Source organism: Tepidiforma thermophila, from assembly GCF_002563855.1.
Taxonomy (GTDB): domain Bacteria; phylum Chloroflexota; class Dehalococcoidia; order Tepidiformales; family Tepidiformaceae; genus Tepidiforma; species Tepidiforma thermophila.
The window spans coordinates 2,261,828-2,281,200 of sequence record NZ_PDJQ01000001.1; the positions used below are offsets into that span (position 1 = coordinate 2,261,828).

A 19,373-nucleotide genomic window follows, 5' to 3' on the forward strand; every position below is an offset into this window, starting at 1 on the left:
GGGGGTGCTGCAGCGTGGCGGCCGGCGTGACGATAGTGATGACAGGAGGGTATCGCTGTGGGCAACCGGTGGGTGCTGCAGCCGACGTGGGCAGGCAAGGAGGCCGAGGGGAAGATGTTCCGGAGGCTCGAATGCGACCGGTGCGGGGCGTGGTTCCATTTCGGGGAGCGGCCGCGGGTCACGCGGGTGCCGCGCTGCCCGGCTTGCGGGTCGATGAACAGCCACCCGCGGGCGGCATAGGGCGGGTCCGGGGGATTCCGCGTTGGGCCAGCTTTGCTACGATGGAGTTGGACAGGGGTGTAGCTCAGCTGGTAGAGCATCGGTCTCCAAAACCGAGTGTCGCGGGTTCGAGTCCTGCCACCCCTGCCAGCCATTCCCGGCGCCCACCCTCAGGCGCTTGCCGCATGGCGGGGATGGTTCGTAGGATGTGGGTGCGTTGCCCAGGTGGTGGAATGGCAGACACGCTGTCTTGAGGGGGCAGTGCCTGTATGGGCGTGTGAGTTCAAATCTCACCCTGGGCACCAATCGCATACTCCGGCGCCATGGCCAAGTGGTAAGGCAGAGGTCTGCAAAACCTTCACCGCCGGTTCGAATCCGGCTGGCGCCTCCAGACCTCGCGCAAGGCTCCCGCTTCGGGGGCCTTTTTGTTGCGGCGGATGCGCCCGCCTTCGGCCGGCGTTCGCCCGGTTGGCAGCGAGCGGGTAGCATTCGGCCGGTTGCTGAATCGCGTTCGGAGGGACACGCATGGGGGGTTTGCGCGGCGAGGCCGCGATTGTGGGCATCGCGGAGTTTGCGCCGGTGCGGCGGCCGGACCGGACCTGGATGGGCCTGGAGGCGTACGCGGAGCTGGCGCGCCTGGCCCTGGAGGATGCCGGGTTCACGCACGATGATGTTGACGGGCTGATGACCGGTCACCTGGCGGACTCGGGCGGGCTATTCGCGCCGGGCCACCTGACGGAGTACCTGGGCATCGGTTCGCACTTTTCGGAGGTGGTGGACCTCGGGGGCGCCACGGGTGCCGGGGCGGTGCTGCGCGCGGCCATGGCGATCGAGATGGGCCTCTGCGAAACGGCGCTCTGCATTGTCCACACACTGCCGCGGCCGAAGAACCCGAAGGGCGGCGGGCCGACGTTCCGGATGGGGGCCTGGGGCTCACCGATGGGCGAGTTCGATTACCCGTTCGGGGCCGTGGGGCAGAACTACGCGTATGCGCTGATCGCAAACCGCTACGCCTACGAGTTCGGGCTCACCGACCGGCAGCGGGCCAAGGTGGCAGTTGACCAGCGGACGAATGCGATGGCGAACCCAAAGGCGGTGTTCCGCGACCCGATCGACATCGATGATGTGCTGAACTCGCCGGTGATTGTGGACCCGCTGCACATGCTGGAGATTGTGATGCCGTGCTTCGGCGGGGCAGCCGTCGTGGTGACGTCGAAGGAGAAGGCGAAGCGGGCGAGACACCGGCCGGCGTACATCCTCGGCGGGGGCGAGAACACGACGCACCTGTCGGTGACCTATGACCCGAGCTTCACCGAGACGCCGATCAAGGCGGCGGCGGACCGGGCCTTCACAATGGCGGGGGTGAAGCGTTCGGAGATTGACCTTGCTTCGCTGTACGACTGCTACACGATTACGGTGCTGCTGACGCTGGAAGACGCCGGGTTCTGCGGCAAGGGCGAGGCGGGGAAGTTCGTGGAGGAGCATGACCTGACCTACCGGGGCGACTTCCCCATGAACACGCACGGTGGTCAGCTCAGCTTCGGGCAGGCCGGGATGGCCGGCGGGATGTCGCATATCACCGAGGCGTGCCTGCAGCTGACGGGCCGGGCCGGCGACCGGCAGCTTCGCCGCTGCGACACGGTCTTCGTGCACGGCAATGGCGGTCTCATGAGCGAGCAGGTCTCGCTGATTCTGCGGGGGGAGTGAGCGATGCCGAAGTATCGGACGACGACTGAACCGCTACCCGTGCCGACCCCGATTACGCAACCGTTCTGGGACGGGACGCGGCAGCACCGGCTGCTGCTCCAGCGGTGCGAGGCGGGGCACATGATCTTCTACCCGCGGTCGCACTGCCCAAGGTGCCTCTCGAACCGGCTCGAATGGGTTGAGGCTTCGGGAAGGGGCACGCTGTACAGCTACACGGTGGCGCGGCGGCCGACATCGCCGGACTTCGAGCATGATGTGCCGTTCGTCATTGCAGTTGTTGAACTGGATGAGGGGCCGCGGATGACCTCGCGCCTCGTGGAGGTGGACCCCGACGCGGTGCGGATCGGGATGCGGCTGGAGGTGGTGTTCGACGACGTGACGGAGGAGATTACGCTGCCGTACTTCCGGCCCGCTGCCAGCTGAGGGAGACGAGGGAGAGGTGGATGGTCGGGGTGCCGCGATTCGAACGCGGGACCTCTTGAACCCCATTCAAGTGCGCTACCAGGCTGCGCCACACCCCGACCAGGTGGGAGCGGCAACCGCACCGCCGCGGCGCCATTCCACGGTACACCATACGAAGGGCTGGGCGCGGGGTCAAAGCCTGCGGGGCAGTTCCTGGCGGGCAGGGCCTGTGTCCGGAGCGGTACCGTGCTCGCGCGGCGGGGAGGAAGGTCCGTGGCCGCGGACGGCGCCATCTGAACGGATCTCGGCCAGGCGCCGTCCGAAGAGAAGGAGCACGAGTCCGCTCATCGCGATGATGGCGGCACCCAGGGTGAAGAGGCCGGGGCGGATGCCGAGCGCCTCCACAAGCGCACCGGCGAGGATGGCGCCAAGCGGGATGAGTCCGCGGTCGAGGCTGAGGAGCGACATGACCCGGCCGTGCATCTCGGGCCGGCTGTTCGAGAGCAGGATGCCGTTGGTGAACGCCATGTAGGTGACCGTCATGCTGCCGGCGACTGCCAGGAGCAGGGCAGTGACCCAGACGTTCGCCTGGAGGGAGATGGCGACGAGGGCGGCGCCGAAGATGAGCATGTTGATCATCAGCTGGAGGCCCGGGCGAGCGATGTTCGATTTCCAGGCGACGAAGAGCGACCCCGCGAAGGCGCCGACACCGGTGGCACCGGCCAGGAAGCCGACGCCGGAATCGCCGAGGTCGAGGGTTTTCGTTGCGAGAAGCGGCACGAACACCTGCTGGTACGGGAATCCGAAGACGAAAAGGATGAGGGAGAGGCCGGTGACCACGAAAAGCACCGGCTGACCGGCGACGTAGCGGAAGCCCTCAGCGAGGTCAGCGAAGAGCCCGGCTTCGCTGCGGCGGCCTGCGGAGCCGTCGGCCTCGAAGCGCATGAGGAGGGTGGTGAGGATGACGAGGAGGTAGATGCCGGCGGTGACGAGATAGACGCTGCCGACGCTGAGCACGAGGAGGAGGCTGCCGGCGATGGCGCCGCCGCCGATGCGCATGAAGCTAAGCGCCGTGGAGTTCAGAGCCACGGCATTGAGGAGGTCCTCAGGCGGGACGGTCCGGGGGATGAGCGACTGGCGGACAGGCTGGTTGAAGGCCATGGCCGTACCGGAGACGGCCGCGGTGAGGAAGACGTGCCAGACTTCGACCAGGCCGGTGACCGCCACGATACCGATAAAGAGGTGGCAGGCGGTGGAGACGCACTGGGTGACCATCAGGATGCGCTTTTTGTCGTAGCGGTCGGCGACGGCCCCGGCGACGAGGCCGAAGAGGAGGATGGGGGCGAGGCGGGTGGCGATTACGAGGGAGAGCATGACCGCGGAGTCGGTCAGGTCGAGGATGAGGACGGCGCGGGCGACCTGGTCCATCCAGAGGGTTGCGGAGTGACCGGTTTGGCCGAGCCAGAGGAGGCGGTAGTTGCGATGGCGGAGGGCGCGGAAGGTGGTATCCGCGCCGGGGAGAGAGACCGACGGCACGTGGGGAACTGTACGTTTACGCGAGCGTAAAGGAAAGACGTGGCGGGCGGTTAAAGGTCGAGTTCGATGCCGACCGGGCAGTGGTCGGAGCCCATGACCTCGGGCTGGATGAATGCGCGGCGGACCCGCGGCATGAGGTCCTGGCTGACGAAGACGTAGTCGATACGCCAGCCGACGTTGCGGGCGCGTCGCTCGCGCCAGGGGTCCCAGTAGGTGTAGGCGTCACGCTGGTCGGGGTGCAGGGCGCGAAAGGTATCGACGTAGCCGTTTTCGATGATACGGGTAATCCAGGCGCGCTCTTCGGGGAGGAAGCCGGTGCCCTTGGCCGCCTCCTGCGGGCGGGCGACATCCATTTCGGTGTGAGCGATGTTGAAGTCGCCCATGAAAACGAGCGAACGCCCCTGGTCGCGGAGGTGGTTCACGTGCGCGAGGAAGGCTTCGTAGAACTCGAGCTTGTATGCGAGGCGGTCCTCGCCACGGCCGGCATTGGGGTAGTAGGATGTCAGCAGGGTGAACTCCGGGTAGTCGGCCTGGATAACGCGCCCTTCGATATCGAATCGTTCGATACCGAGTCCGAGGCGGACTTCGAGCGGCTCGGGTTTCGAAAGCAGGAGCGCACCGCTGTAGCCCGCGCGCTGTGCGGGATGCCACCACGACCGGTAGCCGAGAGCAGTCCACGGCTCTTCGTCGACCTGGTCGGGCGTTGCTTTGACTTCCTGGAAGCCGGCGATGTCGGGAGCGGTGGTCTTGAGCCACGCTTCGAGATGGCCGCTCTTGAGTACGGAGCGGAGGCCGTTGACGTTCCAGGAGCAGATGGTGAGGGTCGCCACGGCGACAGTTCAGCGGATGGCGGGGCAGCGGGCAAGGGTGCGATAGGGCGCAATTCCAGCGGAGATGCGGGGTTCGCCCGGGTCGGTTCGTTCATACGTGCCGGCCGATACTACGTTTGACGAAAGGAGTGGCGATGATGACCGAGTGTCCTGTTTGCCAGGCACGGTTTGCGGCCGCGGGCCAGGCGGAACGCCGCTGGCTCGAGTGGCATATGGAGCGCTCGCACGGGGTGCAGCGGATGCAGCTGGTGGCTGGATGGCCGCTGCGGGGCGAGTCCACGAGCGGCCGGCCGGCAGCCTGAGGTTACGCAAACACCCGGGCGACGATGACCGCCGCCGAGGCGACCGTGGTGACCACGGCGTATTCGGCGGCGGTTCCCCATTCGAGGTCGTGGTCGAGGAGGTGGTGGACGATGCCGGTGGCGAGGTAGAAGGCGATCACGAGGAGGGCGCCGGCGAGCAGGCCATCGAGCGGGAAGAAGTAGAGAGCGAGGCGGAGCTCGGCGAGGGAGATGCCGATTGCGAGGGCGACGAGCAGTGAACTCGGGCCGGTGATGCGGCTTTCTCGGAGGAGTTCGAGCGCGAGGAGCATGCTGACCGCGCCGACCGCAAGGGCGGCAACCCCAAGGGAGTCGTCCCGGGTAAAGAGGACGGCGTAGAAGGAGAAGGCGACGAGGTAGGTGGCGACGGCCATCACGAGGCGGAAGGGGCCGTAGAGGCGGGAGCGGACATCGACGGTCTGGTATTCGCCGAAGGCGACGGCGCCGACAGAGAGGGCGGCCACGAGCGCGAGCGCGGGCCGGGCATAGCCGACGATGGCGTGGTCGATGAAAAGTGCGGCGCCGATGATGCCGAGGGCAGGGAGGAAGGTGTAGACCAGGGAGTCGAGAGGACCGCCGGTCCACCCTGGGTGGCTGCGGACGATACCGTCGGTGGCGAAGGCGACGAGGACGGCGGTGAGCCACGGCAACCAGGGGAGCTCGGGCCGGAGGGTAACGGAGGCCGCGAGGCCGCCTGCGGCCACAAGGGTCAGGAGGACGATGCGGGCGGTGAGCCCGTTGGCATGGTCGCCGGCGGCCGGGATTGGCGAGGGAGCCAGGGGGTGCTACTCCGCTGCGAAGATGGGCTCTTCGAGGCCGTAGATTTCGGCGGCATTGCGCCACCAGAGGCGCTCCTGTTCGTCCTCGGTGAGGCCCAGCTGTTCGTACATGATGTCGAAGCGGCGGATGTGCTCAGCGATTTCGTCCATGCCGCAGTCGCTGCCCCAGACGAGCTTTTCCACGCCGAATTCGCCCTGGGAATTTGCTGCGAGCAGCTTCCGTTCGACGAGGTGGCGCTCGATGGTTTCGCCGCCGCTCATGTCGAACCAGACGTTATGTCGCCACCGGGCGACGGAGGCGGCGTAGTCGTAATTGCCCTGGTTGCCGACGTGGGCGCCGATGATTTTCAGCCTGGGGAAACGGTTGGCGATGGTGTCGAGATGCAGCGGCGACATCCGGGCGGCGGAGACGTTGCGCGGGGGCATGCGCTCCTGCATGGCCAGCATGCGCTGGTAGGCCTGGGCCGCGGCGGCGCTGCGGCGCGGATGGGTGATGGAGTAATCGAGGCCGCCGCCGATAACGCCCATGTGGAAGAGGATGGGCATGCCGAGCTGCTCGGCCTTCGCGTAGGTCGGCAGGTAGTCCGGCTCGTCGTAGGGGCGGGCGACGCCGATGAGCTTCAGGCCGCGGTAGCCCATGTCGTAGAGGTGCTGGATCTCGTCGGGGCCGATCTCCTCTGGGTCGATGACGGCGACCGGGATGAAGAGGTCGAGGTACTTTTCGAGGATCTCCATGCCGCGCTCGTAGGAGGGCCCGAAGCGGCCGCCGGTGAGCATGCAGGCCTTTGTGATGCCGACCCGGGTTGCGATCTCGGCGAGGCGGTCGACCATCGGGGCCTGGTCTTCGTCCGGGTTCTCCCAGTTCCGGGGGAAGTGGATGTGGACGTCGAAGATCTTTCTCATGGGCGGAACGACCGGGGCATGGAGGCTCCTGCGAGTGTAGCACCCGGTCGCCCGGAGGCTCACCGAGCGGTCCACGGAGTGATAGGGTAGGCTCGAAGCGATGCGTTCCCGCCCCTTCGTCGCGCTGTACGTTGCGGTCTTTGTCGCGACGATGGGCATTTCGATGGTGAGCCCGCTGCTGCCGGTCTATGCGGAGCGGCTCGGGGCGACGGGCATCTGGCTGGGGCTCACCTTTTCGGTTTTCGCGATTGTGCAGACCTTCGTGGGTCCCTTCGCGGGGCGGCTTTCGGACCGGTACGGGCGAAAGCCGTTCATCGTGGCGGGGCTGCTGGTCTACCTTATCGCCGCCCTCGGGTATTTGACCGCGCAGAACTTCTACCAGGTGATCGCGTTCCGGGCGTTCTCGGGGCTGGGCACGAGCCTGATCTTCTCGGTGGCGCGGGCCTACGTCGGGGACCTGACGCCGCGCGGGCAGGAGGGGCGCTGGCTGGGGGTATTCGCGACGGCCGACATCGTGGGATTCGGCACGGGCCCGCTGGTGGCCGGCGTCCTGCGCGAAGTGCTGGGGTTCCGGTCGGTGTTCGTCGCGATGGCGGCGATGATGGCGCTTTCGGCGCTGGTGCTGACGCTCTGGCTGCCGCGGCACAGCCCGGCAGAGCTGGAGCGCCGGGCGACCCGGCGGGCGGGCGGCACGGTTACACGCACGGACCGCACCTTCCGGGAGGCGCTGAGCGACCGGGTGGTCCTCGCGGTGACCCTGCACGCGGCCATGGTGGCCGTGGCGGCAGGGGCGACGCTCAGCTTCCTTGCGTTGCGGCTCGAGGCGGGGATCGGTGCGACACCGATCATGATCGGCGTCGCGTTCGCGATGCAGGACATTACCGGGGGGCTTGCGCAGCCGATCCTGGGGCGGATTGCGGACCGTCGGGACCGCCGCCTGCTTGTCGCGGGCGGGCTGGCGGCGTATGCAGCGCTGCTGGCCAGTCTTGGCGTGGTGCCGAGTTACGGGGCCGCGGTCGCTGTGCTGCTCGGGATGGGAGCGACGAGTGCGCTCTCGATGGTGGCCGCCGGCGCGATCCAGGTGGTGGCCGGGCGGCGTGCGGGGATGGGCACGGTGCTCGGGTTGAGTTCCGCCTCGAACGGCATCGGTATTGTGGCCGGCTCGCTGCTCTCAGGGGTGGTGGTGAGCCTGTTTCGGCTCGAAGCTGCCTTCTTCTTCGGCGGGGCGGTGATGGCGGCCGGTATTCCGCCGTTCCTGTGGCTGACGCGGGGCGCAGCTGTGGCGGAGGCTTCGGCACCGGAGCCGCGGGCCCGGGAGGCCGAGGCAGCAGGTTGAGGAGAGCGCGCGGGGCGTACCATCTGGGCGTGAGCACGCACCCGGCGCACGCTATGGACCCCGCCTTCGTTCCCCCGGAGGGAACGATGTTCGCCGAGGTTGGTGTCTATACGACGCAGCCGGCCCGGCGGCCATTTACGTACGCGGTGCCTCCCGGTATGGCCCTCGCCCCGGGGATGGCGGTTTTCGTGCCGTTCGGGCCGCGGATTGTGCAGGGCATCGTGCTCCGGTTGAGCGAACGGAGCGAGGTAGAGGCGGTTCGCCCCATCAGCGCGGTGATGGACCCCGAGCCGCTCCTCGACCCGGCCCGGATCGCGCTGGCGGAGTGGATGGCCGAGGAGTACCTCGCGCCGCTCTGGGAGTGCGTCGCCTGCTTCCTTCCGGCCGGCTTCGGGCAGAAGCCGGTGACGATGGTGTCGCCGGTGGATGTGCCGCCGCTGCTGCCGGTCTATCCGAAAGACCGGGCGATCCTGCAGTACATCGCGGCGCACGGCCGGGTGACCCTCGACGAGTTGCGGAAGGCGGTGGGCCAGGTCTCGCTGACGACGCTCCAGCGGCTGCAGCAGGAGGGCCATCTCACCGTCACGCAGGGACTGGCCCGGCCGACCGGCCGGCCGAAATTTGAGCGGCGGGTGGCGCTCACCGTCGAGCCGGCGGCAGCGAGGGCGGAAGCCGAGCGGCTGCTCGCGGAGCGGCCCCGCTCGGTGGAGGGGCGGGTGCTGCTGCGGCTGGCGGAGGAGCCCGACCTGCCCCTCGGCGCAGTGCGGGCGCTGGGGGCGACGCCGGGGCACCTCGAGCGGCTGGCCGAGCGGGGCTTCATCCGGGCGTATGACCGGCGGGTGGAGCGGGACCCGGTCGCGGCAGTGCGGGGCGGCAGCAGGCCGCCGCCGGTGCTCAGCGCGGAGCAGGCGGCGGCAGCGGACACGGCGTGGCGCGAGCGGGTGACGCTCCTCCATGGGGTCACTGGCTCGGGGAAGACGGAGGTGTACCTCGACCTGGTCGGGAGGGCGCTGGCGGCGGGCGGCGGAGCGATCGTTCTCGTTCCGGAGATTTCGCTCACCCCGCAGGCGATCCGGCGGTTCGGGGAACGATTCGGCGATGAGCTGGCGGTCTTCCATTCGCGGCTTTCGACGGGCGAGCTGTACGACCAGTGGTTCCGGGTGGAGCGCGGCGAGGCGCGGCTGGTGCTCGGCTCGCGCAGCGCGGTGTTCGCGCCGGTCCGGAAGCTGGAACTGGTCGTGCTCGACGAGGAGCATGAGTGGAGCTACAAGCAGTCGGACCCGGTGCCGCGGTACCACGCGCGGGATGTTGCGCTGAAGCTGGGCGAGCTGACTGGCGCCCGGGTCGTGCTTGGGAGCGCGACGCCGGATGTTGTGACCTACCACCGGGCGGAGACCGGGCAGATTGCCCGGGTTGAGCTGGCGACGCGGCTGGCGCCGGCCGAGGACGGGAGCGTGACCGAAGGAGCACTTCCGTCGGTGCAGGTGGTGGATATGCGGGAGGAGCTGCGGGCAGGCAACCGGAGCATGTTCAGCCGTGCACTGCGGCAGGCTGTGCGGGAGGCGCTGGTCGCAGGGGAGCAGGCGATCCTGTTCGTGAACCGGCGGGGATCGGCGCGGTTCGTGCTCTGCCGGGATTGCGGGTTCCTGCCGCTGTGCCCGTCGTGCGAGGTTGCGATGAGCCTTGATGCCGAGGCAACGATCCACGCCATGCTGCGCTGCCACCACTGCGGCCGGACGAAACGGCTGGAGGAGCGGTGCCCGAACTGCGACAGCCTGCGGTATCGGCCGTTCGGGGTCGGGACGCAGCGCGTGGAGGCGGAGGCGCGGGCGGTGTTCCGCGGGGCGCGGGTGGCCCGCTGGGACAGCGACACTGCCCGTACGCGGGATGCGCATGAGCGAATGGTCGCAGCGCTGGAGGCCGGGAAGATCGACATCGTCGTGGGGACGCAGCTGCTGGCGAAAGGACTGGACCTGGAGCGGCTCACGGTTGTGGGGGTGGTCGATGCCGACGTTGGCCTGAGCCTGCCCGACTACCGGGCGGCCGAGCGGACGTACCAGCTATTGAGCCAGGTTGCGGGGCGCGCCGGCCGGCGGGACCGGCCGGGCAGGGTGTACATCCAGACGTACGAACCCGAGGCTCCACCGATCGTAGCGGCGGCGGAGCATGACTACCGTGGCTTCTACGAAAGCGAGATTGCCCACCGGCGGCGGGCGGGGTACCCGCCGTTTTCGCGCATCGCGCGGCTGGTCTACCGGCATCACGATGAAGCGGCCGGGCTGGAGGAGGCGAGCAGGGTTGCGCGGGAGCTGCGGGTGCTGCGCGACGCTGCGGGCCGGGCCGAGCCGGAGATCCTGGGGCCGACGCGGCCGTTCATCCCGCGGGTCCGGGGCGAGCTGCGTTGGCAGATCCTGTTGCGGGGGCGGGCGCCGGGTACGCTCATCGGGCAGGTGCGGCTCGGGGAGCGATGGCAGGTAGACATCGACCCGGCAAGCCTCCTGTGACGGCGGGGACGGTTCGGGGGCGGCAAATCTTCGCCCGGTGCGGAGCGGGCTGGTATCCTCGTTGGCCAACCGGGCCGTGGAGGCCCGCGGAACGAAGGGACGTTTCGGATGGACCAGGAGATCAAGCCGTGGTCGCGGCTGGCCCTGATTTTCCCGGGTCAGGGCTCGCAGCACGTCGGCATGGGGCAGAAGCTCGCGCAGGTTTCGAAGGCGGCGCGGGACGTGTTCCGCCGGGCCGACGAGCTGCTGGAGCGCAACCTTTCGAAGCTGTGCTGGGAGGGCCCGGCAGAGGAGCTCGAGTCGACACGGAACCAGCAGCCCGCCACGTTCGTCACCTCCATCGCGTGGCTCGAGGCGCTGAAGGAGCGGTGGGCGTCGATCGGACGCACGTTCCAGCCGTTCCTGTTCGCGGGGCATTCGATGGGCGAGTTCACCGCGGCGGTGGCTGCGGGCTCGATTTCGTTCGAGGACGGGCTGGAGCTCGTCGATGCCCGCGGGAGGCTCATGGAGGAAGCGGGCCGTGAGAACCCCGGCGGCATGGCTTCGATCCTCGGCCTGCCGGAGGAGAAGGTGCTCGAGATCTGCGCCGAGGCCTCGAAGGAGGGCTACGTCGGGCTGGCGAATTCGAACTGCGAAGGGCAAAGCGTGATTTCGGGCTACCTGAAGCCGCTCGAGCGGGCGATGCAGCTTGCGGAACAGGCGAAGGCGCGGCGGGTGGTGCGGCTGCCGATCACCATCGGCTCCCACTCGCCGCTGATGGCAAAGGCAAGCGAGGGGATGGCGGCCCTCCTCGACCGGGTGAAGGTGAAGGACCCGATCCGTCCGCTGGTCGGCAACGTGAACGCCAGCCTGCTGCGGACCGGGGCCGAGGTTTGCCAGGAGCTGAAGGAGCAGCTCACGCACGGCGTGCAGTGGCAGAAGACGATTGAGCGGATGCGTGACGAAGGGGCCGACATGTTCCTGGAGGTCGGGCCCGGGTCGGTGCTGACGAAGCTGGTGCGGCGGATTGACTACAGCGTCAACAGCGTCGCGATCAGCGATGACTATGAAGGGATGCTCTCGGAGCGGTGGGCACTCGTGGAGGCAGCTGCACGATGACGAGGCGCGTGGTGGTGACGGGCGTCGGCGCGGTAACTGCCGTCGGGCACACGGCGGAGGAGACCTGGCAGGCGATGCTGGAGGGGCGGAGCGGCATCGGGCCGATCACGCTCTTCGACCCGGAGCCCTACCCGGTCCGCATCCAGGCGGAGGTGAAGGGATTCGATCTGGGCGACCGGGTCGACCCAAAGCAGCAGCGGTACATGAACCGCTCGGTGCAGTTTGGCGTGGCCGCAGCGCTCGATGCCGTTGCCGACAGCGGGCTGAAGGTCACCGAGGAGAACGCCGACATGGTGGGGGTAATCTTCGGCTCGGGAGCGGGCGGGACGGACATGATCCTGGAGCACCAGCGGATCCTCGAGGAGAAGGGGCCGCGGCGGATTACGCCGTTCCTCGTGGCCAATTTCATCCCGGACGCGGCCAGCGGGCACATCGCGATTGCCACGGGCGCGCGGGGGCCGAACTACGCGCCGGTGGCGGCGTGCGCAACGGGTGCGGCGGCGATTGGGGAGGCGTTCGAGACGATCCGCCGGGGCGATGCCGACGCGGTGATTACCGGGAGCTCGGAGGCGGTGCTGCTGCCCATCTACCACGCGACGTGGTGTTCGATGCGGGCGCTGGCATCTGACAACGAGCACCCGGAGAAGGCGCTGAAGCCGTTCGACCTTCACCGGGATGGGTTCATTGCGGGGGAGGGGGCGTGCGGCATGGTGCTCGAGGAGTACGAGCACGCGCGGGCGCGCGGGGCCCGGATCTACTGCGAGGTCATCGGCTACGGGTCATCGAATGACGCGTACGACATGATTGCGCTGCACGAGACCGGGCGCGGGCTGAAGCGGGCCGTGGTGGCGGCCATCCGCAAAGCGGGCATCGACCCATCGGAGATCGACTACATCAACCCGCACGGGAGCGGGACGCCGCTGAACGACCGGGTGGAGACGCTGGTCTTCAAAGAGGTGATGGGGCCGGCGGCGTACCGGGCAGCGATTTCGTCGGTGAAGCCGATTACCGGGCACTGCATGGGCGCCAGCGGTTCGGTGGAGGCGCTCGCCTGTGTGATGGCTATTCGTGACCAGAAGGTGGCCCCGACCATCAACTACACGACGCCCGACCCGGAGTGCGACCTCGACTATGTGCCGAACGTGGCGCGGGCGATGCCGGTGAACGTGGCGATGACGACGTCGGTGGGGCTCGGCGGCCACAACGCCTGTCTGATATTCCGGAAGGTCGACTGACGGGGAGAACAGCCTGTGAGGCGAGCACTGGTGACCGGCGTGGGGGCCATCACGCCGATTGGACTGACCGCGCACGAGTTCTGGGAGAACCTTGTCGCGGGCGTTTCGGGCGCGGGGCCGATCACGCGCTTCGATGCCACGGACCTGCCGGTGAAGATTGCGACCGAGGTGAAGGGCTTCGAGCCCGGGCGCTACATGGACACGAAAGAGGCGCGGCGGATGTCGCGGTTTGCGCAGTTCGCCGTAGCTGCGGCGAAGCTTGCCGCGGAGGATGCCGGCCTGGTCCTGGGCGATGAGGAGCGGCGCCGGGCCGGCTCGGCGATTGCGACGGGCTCTGGCGGCGCCATTGACACGATGGAGGAAACGCTCGTCCTGAAGGAGCGCGGGCCGAACCGGGTGAGCCCCTTCTACGTTCCGACGATGGCCCCGAACATGGGAGCGTGCCAGGTTTCGATGCACCTCGGGCTGCGCGGCCCGGCGATGGCGAGCGTGGCCGCGTGCGCGAGCGGGCTGTACAGCTACATCGAGGCGAAGCAGCTGATCGCGTCGGGCCGGTGCGATGTGGTGCTCGCGGGGGGGACCGAAGCGGCGCTCCACCCGCTGCCGATTGCCGCGCTGGCGAACATGAAGGCGCTCAGCCGGCGGAACGACGAGCCGGAGAAAGCGAGCCGACCGTTCGACCGGGACCGTGACGGGTTCGTGTTCGGTGAAGGCGCGGTGGTGATGGTCATCGAGTCGGAGGAGCGGGCGAGGGCCCGGGGCGCGCGGGTGTACGCGGAGCTTGCCGGCGGCGGCCTGAGCTGCGATGCCTACCACATCACTGCGCCGCTGGAGGATGGGTCGGGGGCGTGTGACGCGATGACGGAAGCGCTCCGCGACGCTGGACTCCGGCCAGAGGATGTCGATTACATCGCCGCGCACGGGACGGGCACCCCGCTCAACGACGTCGCCGAGACGAAGGCGATTAAGCTGGCCTACGGGGAGCACGCCTACCGGCTGGCGGTGAGTTCGCCGAAATCGATGGTTGGGCACCTGCTGGGTGCGGCCGGAGCAGTGGGTGCGCTGGCGGCGGCGCTGTCGGTCTACCATGACGTGGTGCCGCCGACGATCAACCTGGAGCACCCGGACCCGGAATGCGACCTCGACTATGTGCCGCTGAAGGCGCGGGAGATGCGTGTCCGGGCGGCAGCGGCGAATGGATTTGGCTTCGGTGGGCAGAACGGGTCGGTGATCTTCCGCAAGTACGAAAGCTGACGTAGCCTAGCGAACGCCCGGCAGCGTACATCACACCGAGGGGAGCAATCGCCAATGGCAACAGTGTTCGAACGAGTTCGCGATGTGGTGGTTCGGCAGCTGAAGGTGAGCCCCGACGAGGTGACGCCGGAGGCAAGCCTCGTGGATGACCTGCGGGCCGACTCGCTCGATATCGTGGACCTGACGATTGCGATCGAGGAGGAGTTCGCGGACCAGGCGCAGTTCGAGATCCGCGACGAGGACGCAGAGAACATCCGCACGGTGCAGGACATTCTGGACTTCCTGGCGCACCAGGGCATCCACTAGGCGCCGGCGAGGGCGCGCAGTTTTCGGACGATCCCGGGAAGTACCTCGAGGACGCGGTCGATCTCGGCGTCGGTGGTGTGGCGGCCGAGGGTGAGGCGGAGGGCGGCATGGGCGAGGTCGCGGTCGATGCCCATAGCCGTGAGGACGTGGGAGGGCTCAAGGGCGCCGGTGGTGCAGGCTGAGCCGCTGCTGGCGGCGATGTCGGCCATATCGAGCGCGAGGAGAACGCTTTCACCTTCAACGTTGCGGAAGCAGCAGGAGAAGTTGTTCGGCAGGCGGCGTTCGGGATCGGCCGGGCCGGTGATGACGGTGTCCGGGATACGCTCCGGGAGCTCGAAAAGGAGGCGGTTGCGCAGGCGGGCGACGTGGGCGTTGTAGGCTTCGCGGTCCTGCCAGGCGAGCTGCATGGCGACTGCGAGGCCGACGATGCCGGGGACGTTCTCGGTGCCGGCGCGGCGCTCCTTTTCCTGGCTGCCGCCGAGGATGAAGGGCTGCCAGGGCGTGCGGTTCTTGATGTAGAGCAGGCCGATGCCCTTCGGGCCGTAGATTTTGTGGCCGGCGAGGCTGAGGAGGTCGACCCCGAGCTTCGCGGGGGTGATATCGAGGGAGCCGGCGGCCTGGACGGCGTCGGTGTGGATGACGACCCGGGGGTTGCGCTCGCGTGCGATGCGGGCGGCCTCAGCCACGGGCTGGATGGTGCCGACCTCGTTGTTCGCGGTCATGACCGAGACGACGACGGTTTCGGGGCCGACGGCCTCGGCGAGGGCCTCGAGCGAAACGACGCCGTCGCGGTCGACCGGGAGGTAGGTGGCGCGGAAGCCCTCGCGCTCGAGCTGCTCGACCGTGTGGAGGACAGCGTGGTGCTCGATGGCGGTGGTGACGATGTGGTTGCCGCGTCCGCGGGCGCGCTGGGCGTAGGCTGCGCCGCGGATCGCCGCGTTATCGGATTCGGTGCCGCCGGAGGTGAAGACGATCTCTTTCGGGCTGGCGCCGAGGAGGTCGGCGATGGTTTTGCGGGCGGCATCGACCGCGCGGCGCGCCTCCTGCCCTTCGAGGTAGATGCTCGATGGGTTGCCCCAGTGGGTGGTGAAGAAGGGGAGCATCGCCTCAATCACGCGGGGGTCCGGGGGAGTGGTAGCGGCGTGGTCGAGGTAGATCCGCGGCATGGTTTCAGGGTAGCGGATCAGCGCGGGGGCTGATCACGGCCCGGGAGGAACGTGCTATGCTGTGTGCAGCGATTCCATCCGGGAGTGGGCGCCGGCGCCCACTTTTTTGTTGAGACCATGAAGAACGAACTGTTGTTGGCGCTGAATCAGCTGGCGGCAGAGAAGAATCTCCCGCCGGAGACCGTGTACGAGGCCGTCGAAGCGGCGCTGACGTCGGCCTTCCGGCGCGAGGAGGACGATGCGCCGAACATGTACGTCAAGATCGATGCACGCAACGGTGAAATCCGCGCGTACCGCCAGATGTTCGTGGTGGAGCAGGTGGAGAACCCGCGCGTCGAGATGACGGTGGAGGAGGCGCGGAAGTGGAAGCCGGATGCGCGCCCGGGCGACGTGCTCGACTTCGAGGAGGAGCTCCCGAAGAACGCCGGGCGGATCGCGGCGCAGACGGCGAAGCAGGTCGTCCTGCAGCGGCTCCGCGAGGCCGAGCGGGATGCGATTTACGAGGAGTACATCGGCAAGGTCGGCGAACTTATCGTCGGTACGGTGCAGAAGGTTGAACCGCGGCAGGTGATTCTCGACCTAGGGCGGGGCACCGAGGCCGTGCTGCCGGCGAGCGAGCAGGTGCGGAATGAGCACCTCCGTGCGGGGCAGCGAGTACGCGTGCTGGTCGTGGAGGTGAACCGCGCTTCGAAGGGGCCGCAGATTGTGGTCAGCCGGGCCCATCGGAACCTGCTGCGCCGGCTGTTCGAAATGGAAGTGCCGGAGATCAAGAACGGCACCGTGGAGATTAAGAGCATTGCCCGGGAAGGCGGCCACCGCAGCAAGATTGCGGTCTGGGCGCGGAACCCTGCGATCGATCCGATCGGTGCGTGCGTTGGGGTGCGGGGGACCCGCATTCAGAACATTGTGAACGAGCTGAACGGCGAGCGGATCGACGTGATCAAGTGGGACCCGGACCCGGCGAAGTTCGTTTCGAACGCCCTGAGCCCGGCGCAGGTTTCGGAGGTCGAGATCGACCCGGCGGAGCGGCTGGCGTCGGTGGTGGTGCCGGACAAGATGATGTCGCTGGCGATCGGGAAGGACGGGCAGAACGCGCGCCTGGCGGCGAAGCTGACCGGGTGGAGGATCACGATCCTGAGCGAATCGGCGAAGGCGCGCCAGGAGGCAGGCGAGGCGGAAGCGCCGATGGCGTTCGAGCCGTATGCCCCGGGCGAGGCGCCCGATATCGATATCCTCCAGCAGGCGGAGCAGGTTGCCGCTGCGGCGGAGGAGGCGGCACCCGCGGGTGCGCAGGCTGCTGCGGTCACGGTGGAGCCGCCGCGCCCGCAGCCGGAGCCGGAGCCTGTGTACGAGGAGGAGGAAGAGGAGATCTCGTTCGCTTCGATTGTCGAGTCCATCCCGGTGCCGCGCGGCGAGGAGCGCGAATCGGAGGATTACGGCGAGGAAGAGGACGAGGAGTACGAGATCCCGGCTGCCATCGTTGAGGAGACGCGGCCGTCATCGATCCGGTTCGCCGAGGATGTGCTTCCGCGGCGGGACGAGGAGGACGAACCGCTGCCGAAGAAGTCGGCCGGCAAGAAGGGGAAGCGCGCGCCCCGGTTCTACGACGAGGGCGACGACATGGATGACATCGATTACGCGGGCCGCATCCACTGATGGCCCGCGGGTCGACGCAGCTGACAGCTGGAGGCGCCTACGATCGCGCAGGGAGTTCGACCACGACGACAGCCGCAACGGACGTGCATCGCCTGCCGGGCTGAGCAGGGGAAGCGCGAGCTGATCCGCCTTGTGCGGACGCCGGAGGGGCGTGTTCGGGTCGACCCGAGCGGCAAGGCGAACGGGCGCGGCGCGTACGTGCACCCCAATCGCGAGTGCTGGGAGAAAGCGCTGCGAGGGGGTACGATAAAGAATGCACTGAAAATTACCCCGGCCGTGGACGATATCGAAGCCCTGCGGGCCTTCGGGTTGGCGTTGCCGGCGAAGGAAGGCGATAGCGTATGACGGCAAAATCTTCGTCCCGCACGACCGTGCGAATCCCGGACGCCCTGACGGTGAAGGAGCTGGCGGACCTGCTGCGGGTTTCGCCGGTCGAGGTCATCAAGCGGCTGATGACCAACGGGGTAATGGCCGCACAGAACCAGACGATCGACTACGACACGGCTGCGATTGTCGCGGTGGAGCTGGGCTTCGAGCCCGAACTGGAGGCCGCGGCAGAGCCGGAGCCTGGCGCACCGCTGGTCGAGCCGGAGGAGGAACCGGACGACCCGGCCTCGCTGAAGCCGCGGCCGCCCGTCGTAACGATCCTCGGCCATGTGGACCACGGCAAGACGAGCCTGCTGGACGCAATCCGCAAGACGCGGGTGGCAGCGGGCGAGGCGGGCGGCATTACGCAGCACATCGGCGCCTACCAGGTCGAGCGGGACGGGCAGAAGATTACGTTCATTGACACGCCGGGGCACGCGGCATTCACCGCGATGCGGGCGCGCGGAGCGCAGGTCACCGATATTGCGGTGCTGGTGGTCGCTGCCGATGACGGCGTGATGCCGCAGACGGTGGAGGCGATCAACCACGCGAAGGCGGCCGGGGTGCCGATCATCGTGGCCATCAACAAGATCGACCTGCCCGCGGCCAACCCCGACCGCGTGAAGCAGCAGCTGACCGAGTACGGCATCGTTGTGGAGGAGTACGGCGGCGACACGGTGTGCGTGCCGGTTTCGGCGGCGACCGGGCAGGGCATCGGCGACCTCCTCGAAGCGATCAACCTCGTGGCGGAGATCAGTGAGCTGAAGGCGAACCCGAACCGGCCAGCCTCGGCGGTGGTGATCGAGGCGGAGCTGGACCCGCACCGGGGGCCCATCGCGACGGTCCTGGTGCAGCGGGGAACGCTGCGGCAGGGTGACGCGGTGGTTGTCGGGGAGACGAGCGGCAAGGTCCGGGCGATGCTCGATGACACCGGCAAGCGGGTGAAGGAGGCCGGGCCATCGACGCCGGTCGTCATCCTCGGGCTCGAAGATGTGCCGGAGGCCGGCGACCGGCTGCGGGTGGTTGCCGACGAGAAGGTCGCGCGGCAGATTGTCGAGGAGCGGAAGCGGCAGCGCGAGGCGCAGGAGCAGACCCAGCACGCCCGCGTCAATCTCGACACGCTGTTCAACGAGATTAGCGCCGGGAAGCTGAAGGAGCTGATCATCATCCTGAAGACGGACGTCCGCGGGACTGCTGAGGCGATCAAGGGCGCACTGGAGCGGCTGAGCACGCCCGAGGTGAAGCTGAAGATCATCCACGCGGCGACGGGGCCGGTCACGGACAACGACGTGATGCTGGCGGAGGCCTCGAACGGCATCATCATCGGGTTCAACACGCGGGTAGAGCCGGGCGCGAAGAAGCGGGCCGAGGCTGTCGGCGTCGAGATCCGGACGTACAGCATCATCTACCAGCTCCTCGAGGACATCGAGAAGGCGCTGCAGGGCATGCTCGAGCCGGTGTACAAGACCGTGGTTGACGGGCATGCCGAGGTTCGGGCGGTGTTCAAGTCGAGCCGCGTCGGGCAGATTGCAGGCTGCTATGTGACGGACGGCGTGGTGCGGCGCGGGTCCCTCGCGCGAGTGCTGCGAGGAAAGGAGGAGGTCTGGAAGGGGCGGTGCGAGGGCCTGAAGCGGTTCCAGGACGACGTCCGCGAGGTGCAGGCCGGCTACGAGTGCGGCATCGTCATCTCGGGGTTCGACAAGTTCCAGGTTGGGGACGTCATCGAGTTCTACCACGAAGAGCGGGTGAGCTGAGG

General features: G+C 68.2%; 18 protein-coding genes and 4 tRNA genes. 16 read left to right on the plus strand and 6 right to left on the minus strand.

Annotated elements, in window-relative coordinates; translation table 11 throughout:
* Positions 1 to 57: 57 nt before the first annotated feature.
* The 6 genes from A9A59_RS11040 (at position 58) to A9A59_RS11065 (ending at position 2,349) form a co-directional block, all read left to right on the plus strand.
* Positions 58 to 240: a zinc ribbon-containing protein gene (locus tag A9A59_RS11040; protein ID WP_098504321.1), complete on the plus strand. Its 183-nt coding sequence runs from the start codon at positions 58 to 60 to the stop codon at positions 238 to 240.
* A gap of 53 nt (positions 241 to 293) precedes the next feature.
* Positions 294 to 369: transfer RNA gene (locus tag A9A59_RS11045), tRNA-Trp, on the plus strand.
* A 69-nt stretch (positions 370 to 438) separates the two neighbouring features.
* Positions 439 to 524, plus strand: a tRNA-Leu gene (locus A9A59_RS11050).
* Positions 525 to 536: 12 nt separating this feature from the next.
* Positions 537 to 610: transfer RNA gene (locus tag A9A59_RS11055), tRNA-Cys, on the plus strand.
* Positions 611 to 744: 134 nt separating this feature from the next.
* Positions 745 to 1,926: a thiolase family protein gene (locus tag A9A59_RS11060; protein ID WP_098504322.1), complete on the plus strand. Its 1,182-nt coding sequence runs from the start codon at positions 745 to 747 to the stop codon at positions 1,924 to 1,926.
* 3 nt (positions 1,927 to 1,929) lie between these two features.
* Positions 1,930 to 2,349: a Zn-ribbon domain-containing OB-fold protein gene (locus A9A59_RS11065; RefSeq protein ID WP_098504323.1), complete on the plus strand. Its 420-nt coding sequence runs from the start codon at positions 1,930 to 1,932 to the stop codon at positions 2,347 to 2,349.
* A 21-nt stretch (positions 2,350 to 2,370) separates the two neighbouring features.
* Here the strand turns inward: A9A59_RS11065 and A9A59_RS11070 are convergent.
* From A9A59_RS11070 to A9A59_RS11080, 3 genes are all read right to left on the minus strand, one after another.
* Positions 2,371 to 2,447: transfer RNA gene (locus tag A9A59_RS11070), tRNA-Pro, on the minus strand.
* A gap of 73 nt (positions 2,448 to 2,520) precedes the next feature.
* Positions 2,521 to 3,864, minus strand: a complete 1,344-nt coding sequence (locus tag A9A59_RS11075) for an MFS transporter (protein ID WP_165772680.1) — start codon at positions 3,862 to 3,864, stop codon at positions 2,521 to 2,523.
* A gap of 50 nt (positions 3,865 to 3,914) precedes the next feature.
* Positions 3,915 to 4,694 carry an exodeoxyribonuclease III gene (locus tag A9A59_RS11080; protein ID WP_098504325.1) on the minus strand — a complete coding sequence of 260 codons (780 nt, stop codon included), beginning with the start codon at positions 4,692 to 4,694 and terminating at the stop codon, positions 3,915 to 3,917.
* A gap of 137 nt (positions 4,695 to 4,831) precedes the next feature.
* Between A9A59_RS11080 and A9A59_RS14135 the strand changes: the two genes are divergently transcribed.
* Positions 4,832 to 4,996 carry a hypothetical protein gene (locus A9A59_RS14135; protein WP_165772681.1) on the plus strand — a complete coding sequence of 55 codons (165 nt, stop codon included), beginning with the start codon at positions 4,832 to 4,834 and terminating at the stop codon, positions 4,994 to 4,996.
* 2 nt (positions 4,997 to 4,998) lie between these two features.
* Here A9A59_RS14135 and A9A59_RS11085 read toward each other — a convergent pair whose 3' ends face one another.
* Positions 4,999 to 5,718 carry a DUF5656 family protein gene (locus A9A59_RS11085; RefSeq protein ID WP_098504326.1) on the minus strand — a complete coding sequence of 240 codons (720 nt, stop codon included), beginning with the start codon at positions 5,716 to 5,718 and terminating at the stop codon, positions 4,999 to 5,001.
* 81 nt (positions 5,719 to 5,799) lie between these two features.
* Positions 5,800 to 6,771, minus strand: coding sequence for an amidohydrolase family protein (locus A9A59_RS11090; RefSeq protein ID WP_165772682.1), 972 nt, complete (start codon positions 6,769 to 6,771; stop codon positions 5,800 to 5,802).
* A gap of 25 nt (positions 6,772 to 6,796) precedes the next feature.
* Between A9A59_RS11090 and A9A59_RS11095 the strand changes: the two genes are divergently transcribed.
* The 6 genes from A9A59_RS11095 to acpP all read left to right on the plus strand — a co-directional run bounded on the left by A9A59_RS11095 (position 6,797) and on the right by acpP (position 14,429).
* The gene (locus tag A9A59_RS11095; protein ID WP_098504879.1) at positions 6,797 to 8,032 is read left to right on the plus strand and encodes an MFS transporter; all 1,236 of its coding nucleotides are present in this window, start codon (positions 6,797 to 6,799) and stop codon (positions 8,030 to 8,032) included.
* Positions 8,033 to 8,061: 29 nt separating this feature from the next.
* Positions 8,062 to 10,536, plus strand: coding sequence for a replication restart helicase PriA (priA, locus tag A9A59_RS11100; RefSeq protein ID WP_133117604.1), 2,475 nt, complete (start codon positions 8,062 to 8,064; stop codon positions 10,534 to 10,536).
* A gap of 108 nt (positions 10,537 to 10,644) precedes the next feature.
* Positions 10,645 to 11,634, plus strand: a complete 990-nt coding sequence (fabD, locus tag A9A59_RS11105; protein ID WP_098504329.1) for an ACP S-malonyltransferase — start codon at positions 10,645 to 10,647, stop codon at positions 11,632 to 11,634.
* The gene (gene fabF, locus A9A59_RS11110; protein ID WP_098504330.1) at positions 11,631 to 12,869 is read left to right on the plus strand and encodes a beta-ketoacyl-ACP synthase II; all 1,239 of its coding nucleotides are present in this window, start codon (positions 11,631 to 11,633) and stop codon (positions 12,867 to 12,869) included. The genes fabD and fabF (A9A59_RS11110) overlap by 4 nt, the downstream gene beginning before the upstream one ends.
* 15 nt (positions 12,870 to 12,884) lie before the next feature.
* Complete coding sequence (gene fabF / locus A9A59_RS11115) at positions 12,885 to 14,123, plus strand: beta-ketoacyl-ACP synthase II (RefSeq protein ID WP_098504331.1); 1,239 nt, start codon at positions 12,885 to 12,887, stop codon at positions 14,121 to 14,123.
* A 54-nt stretch (positions 14,124 to 14,177) separates the two neighbouring features.
* The gene (gene acpP / locus A9A59_RS11120; RefSeq protein ID WP_098504332.1) at positions 14,178 to 14,429 is read left to right on the plus strand and encodes an acyl carrier protein; all 252 of its coding nucleotides are present in this window, start codon (positions 14,178 to 14,180) and stop codon (positions 14,427 to 14,429) included.
* Here acpP and A9A59_RS11125 read toward each other — a convergent pair.
* On the minus strand, positions 14,426 to 15,595 hold the full coding sequence (locus A9A59_RS11125) for a cysteine desulfurase family protein (RefSeq protein WP_098504333.1): 1,170 nt from the start codon (positions 15,593 to 15,595) through the stop codon (positions 14,426 to 14,428). The two genes, acpP and A9A59_RS11125, sit on opposite strands and share 4 nt — an antisense overlap.
* Positions 15,596 to 15,712: 117 nt before the next feature.
* Here A9A59_RS11125 and nusA point away from each other — a divergent pair, with 117 nt between their 5' ends.
* From nusA to infB, 3 genes are read left to right on the plus strand one after another with little or no spacing between them, the layout of a single operon-like run.
* Entirely contained in the window at positions 15,713 to 17,251 is a 1,539-nt protein-coding gene (nusA, locus tag A9A59_RS11130) for a transcription termination factor NusA (RefSeq protein ID WP_098504880.1), read from the plus strand.
* A 42-nt stretch (positions 17,252 to 17,293) separates the two neighbouring features.
* The gene (gene rnpM / locus A9A59_RS14475) at positions 17,294 to 17,596 is read left to right on the plus strand and encodes an RNase P modulator RnpM (RefSeq protein ID WP_098504334.1); all 303 of its coding nucleotides are present in this window, start codon (positions 17,294 to 17,296) and stop codon (positions 17,594 to 17,596) included.
* Positions 17,593 to 19,371 carry a translation initiation factor IF-2 gene (gene infB / locus A9A59_RS11140; RefSeq protein WP_098504335.1) on the plus strand — a complete coding sequence of 593 codons (1,779 nt, stop codon included), beginning with the start codon at positions 17,593 to 17,595 and terminating at the stop codon, positions 19,369 to 19,371. The genes rnpM and infB overlap by 4 nt, the downstream gene beginning before the upstream one ends.
* Positions 19,372 to 19,373 lie beyond the last annotated feature (2 nt).

Coding starts and splice junctions, on each gene's coding strand:
- A9A59_RS11060 (WP_098504322.1), top strand. CDS start 745: ATGGGGGGTTTGCGCGGCGAGGCCGCGATTGTGGGCATCGCGGAGTTT.
- A9A59_RS11065 (WP_098504323.1), top strand. CDS start 1,930: ATGCCGAAGTATCGGACGACGACTGAACCGCTACCCGTGCCGACCCCG.
- A9A59_RS14135 (WP_165772681.1), top strand. CDS start 4,832: ATGACCGAGTGTCCTGTTTGCCAGGCACGGTTTGCGGCCGCGGGCCAG.
- A9A59_RS11095 (WP_098504879.1), top strand. CDS start 6,797: ATGCGTTCCCGCCCCTTCGTCGCGCTGTACGTTGCGGTCTTTGTCGCG.
- fabD (WP_098504329.1), top strand. CDS start 10,645: ATGGACCAGGAGATCAAGCCGTGGTCGCGGCTGGCCCTGATTTTCCCG.
- fabF (WP_098504330.1), top strand. CDS start 11,631: ATGACGAGGCGCGTGGTGGTGACGGGCGTCGGCGCGGTAACTGCCGTC.
- acpP (WP_098504332.1), top strand. CDS start 14,178: ATGGCAACAGTGTTCGAACGAGTTCGCGATGTGGTGGTTCGGCAGCTG.
- A9A59_RS11125 (WP_098504333.1), bottom strand. CDS start 15,595: ATGCCGCGGATCTACCTCGACCACGCCGCTACCACTCCCCCGGACCCC.
- nusA (WP_098504880.1), top strand. CDS start 15,713: ATGAAGAACGAACTGTTGTTGGCGCTGAATCAGCTGGCGGCAGAGAAG.
- infB (WP_098504335.1), top strand. CDS start 17,593: ATGACGGCAAAATCTTCGTCCCGCACGACCGTGCGAATCCCGGACGCC.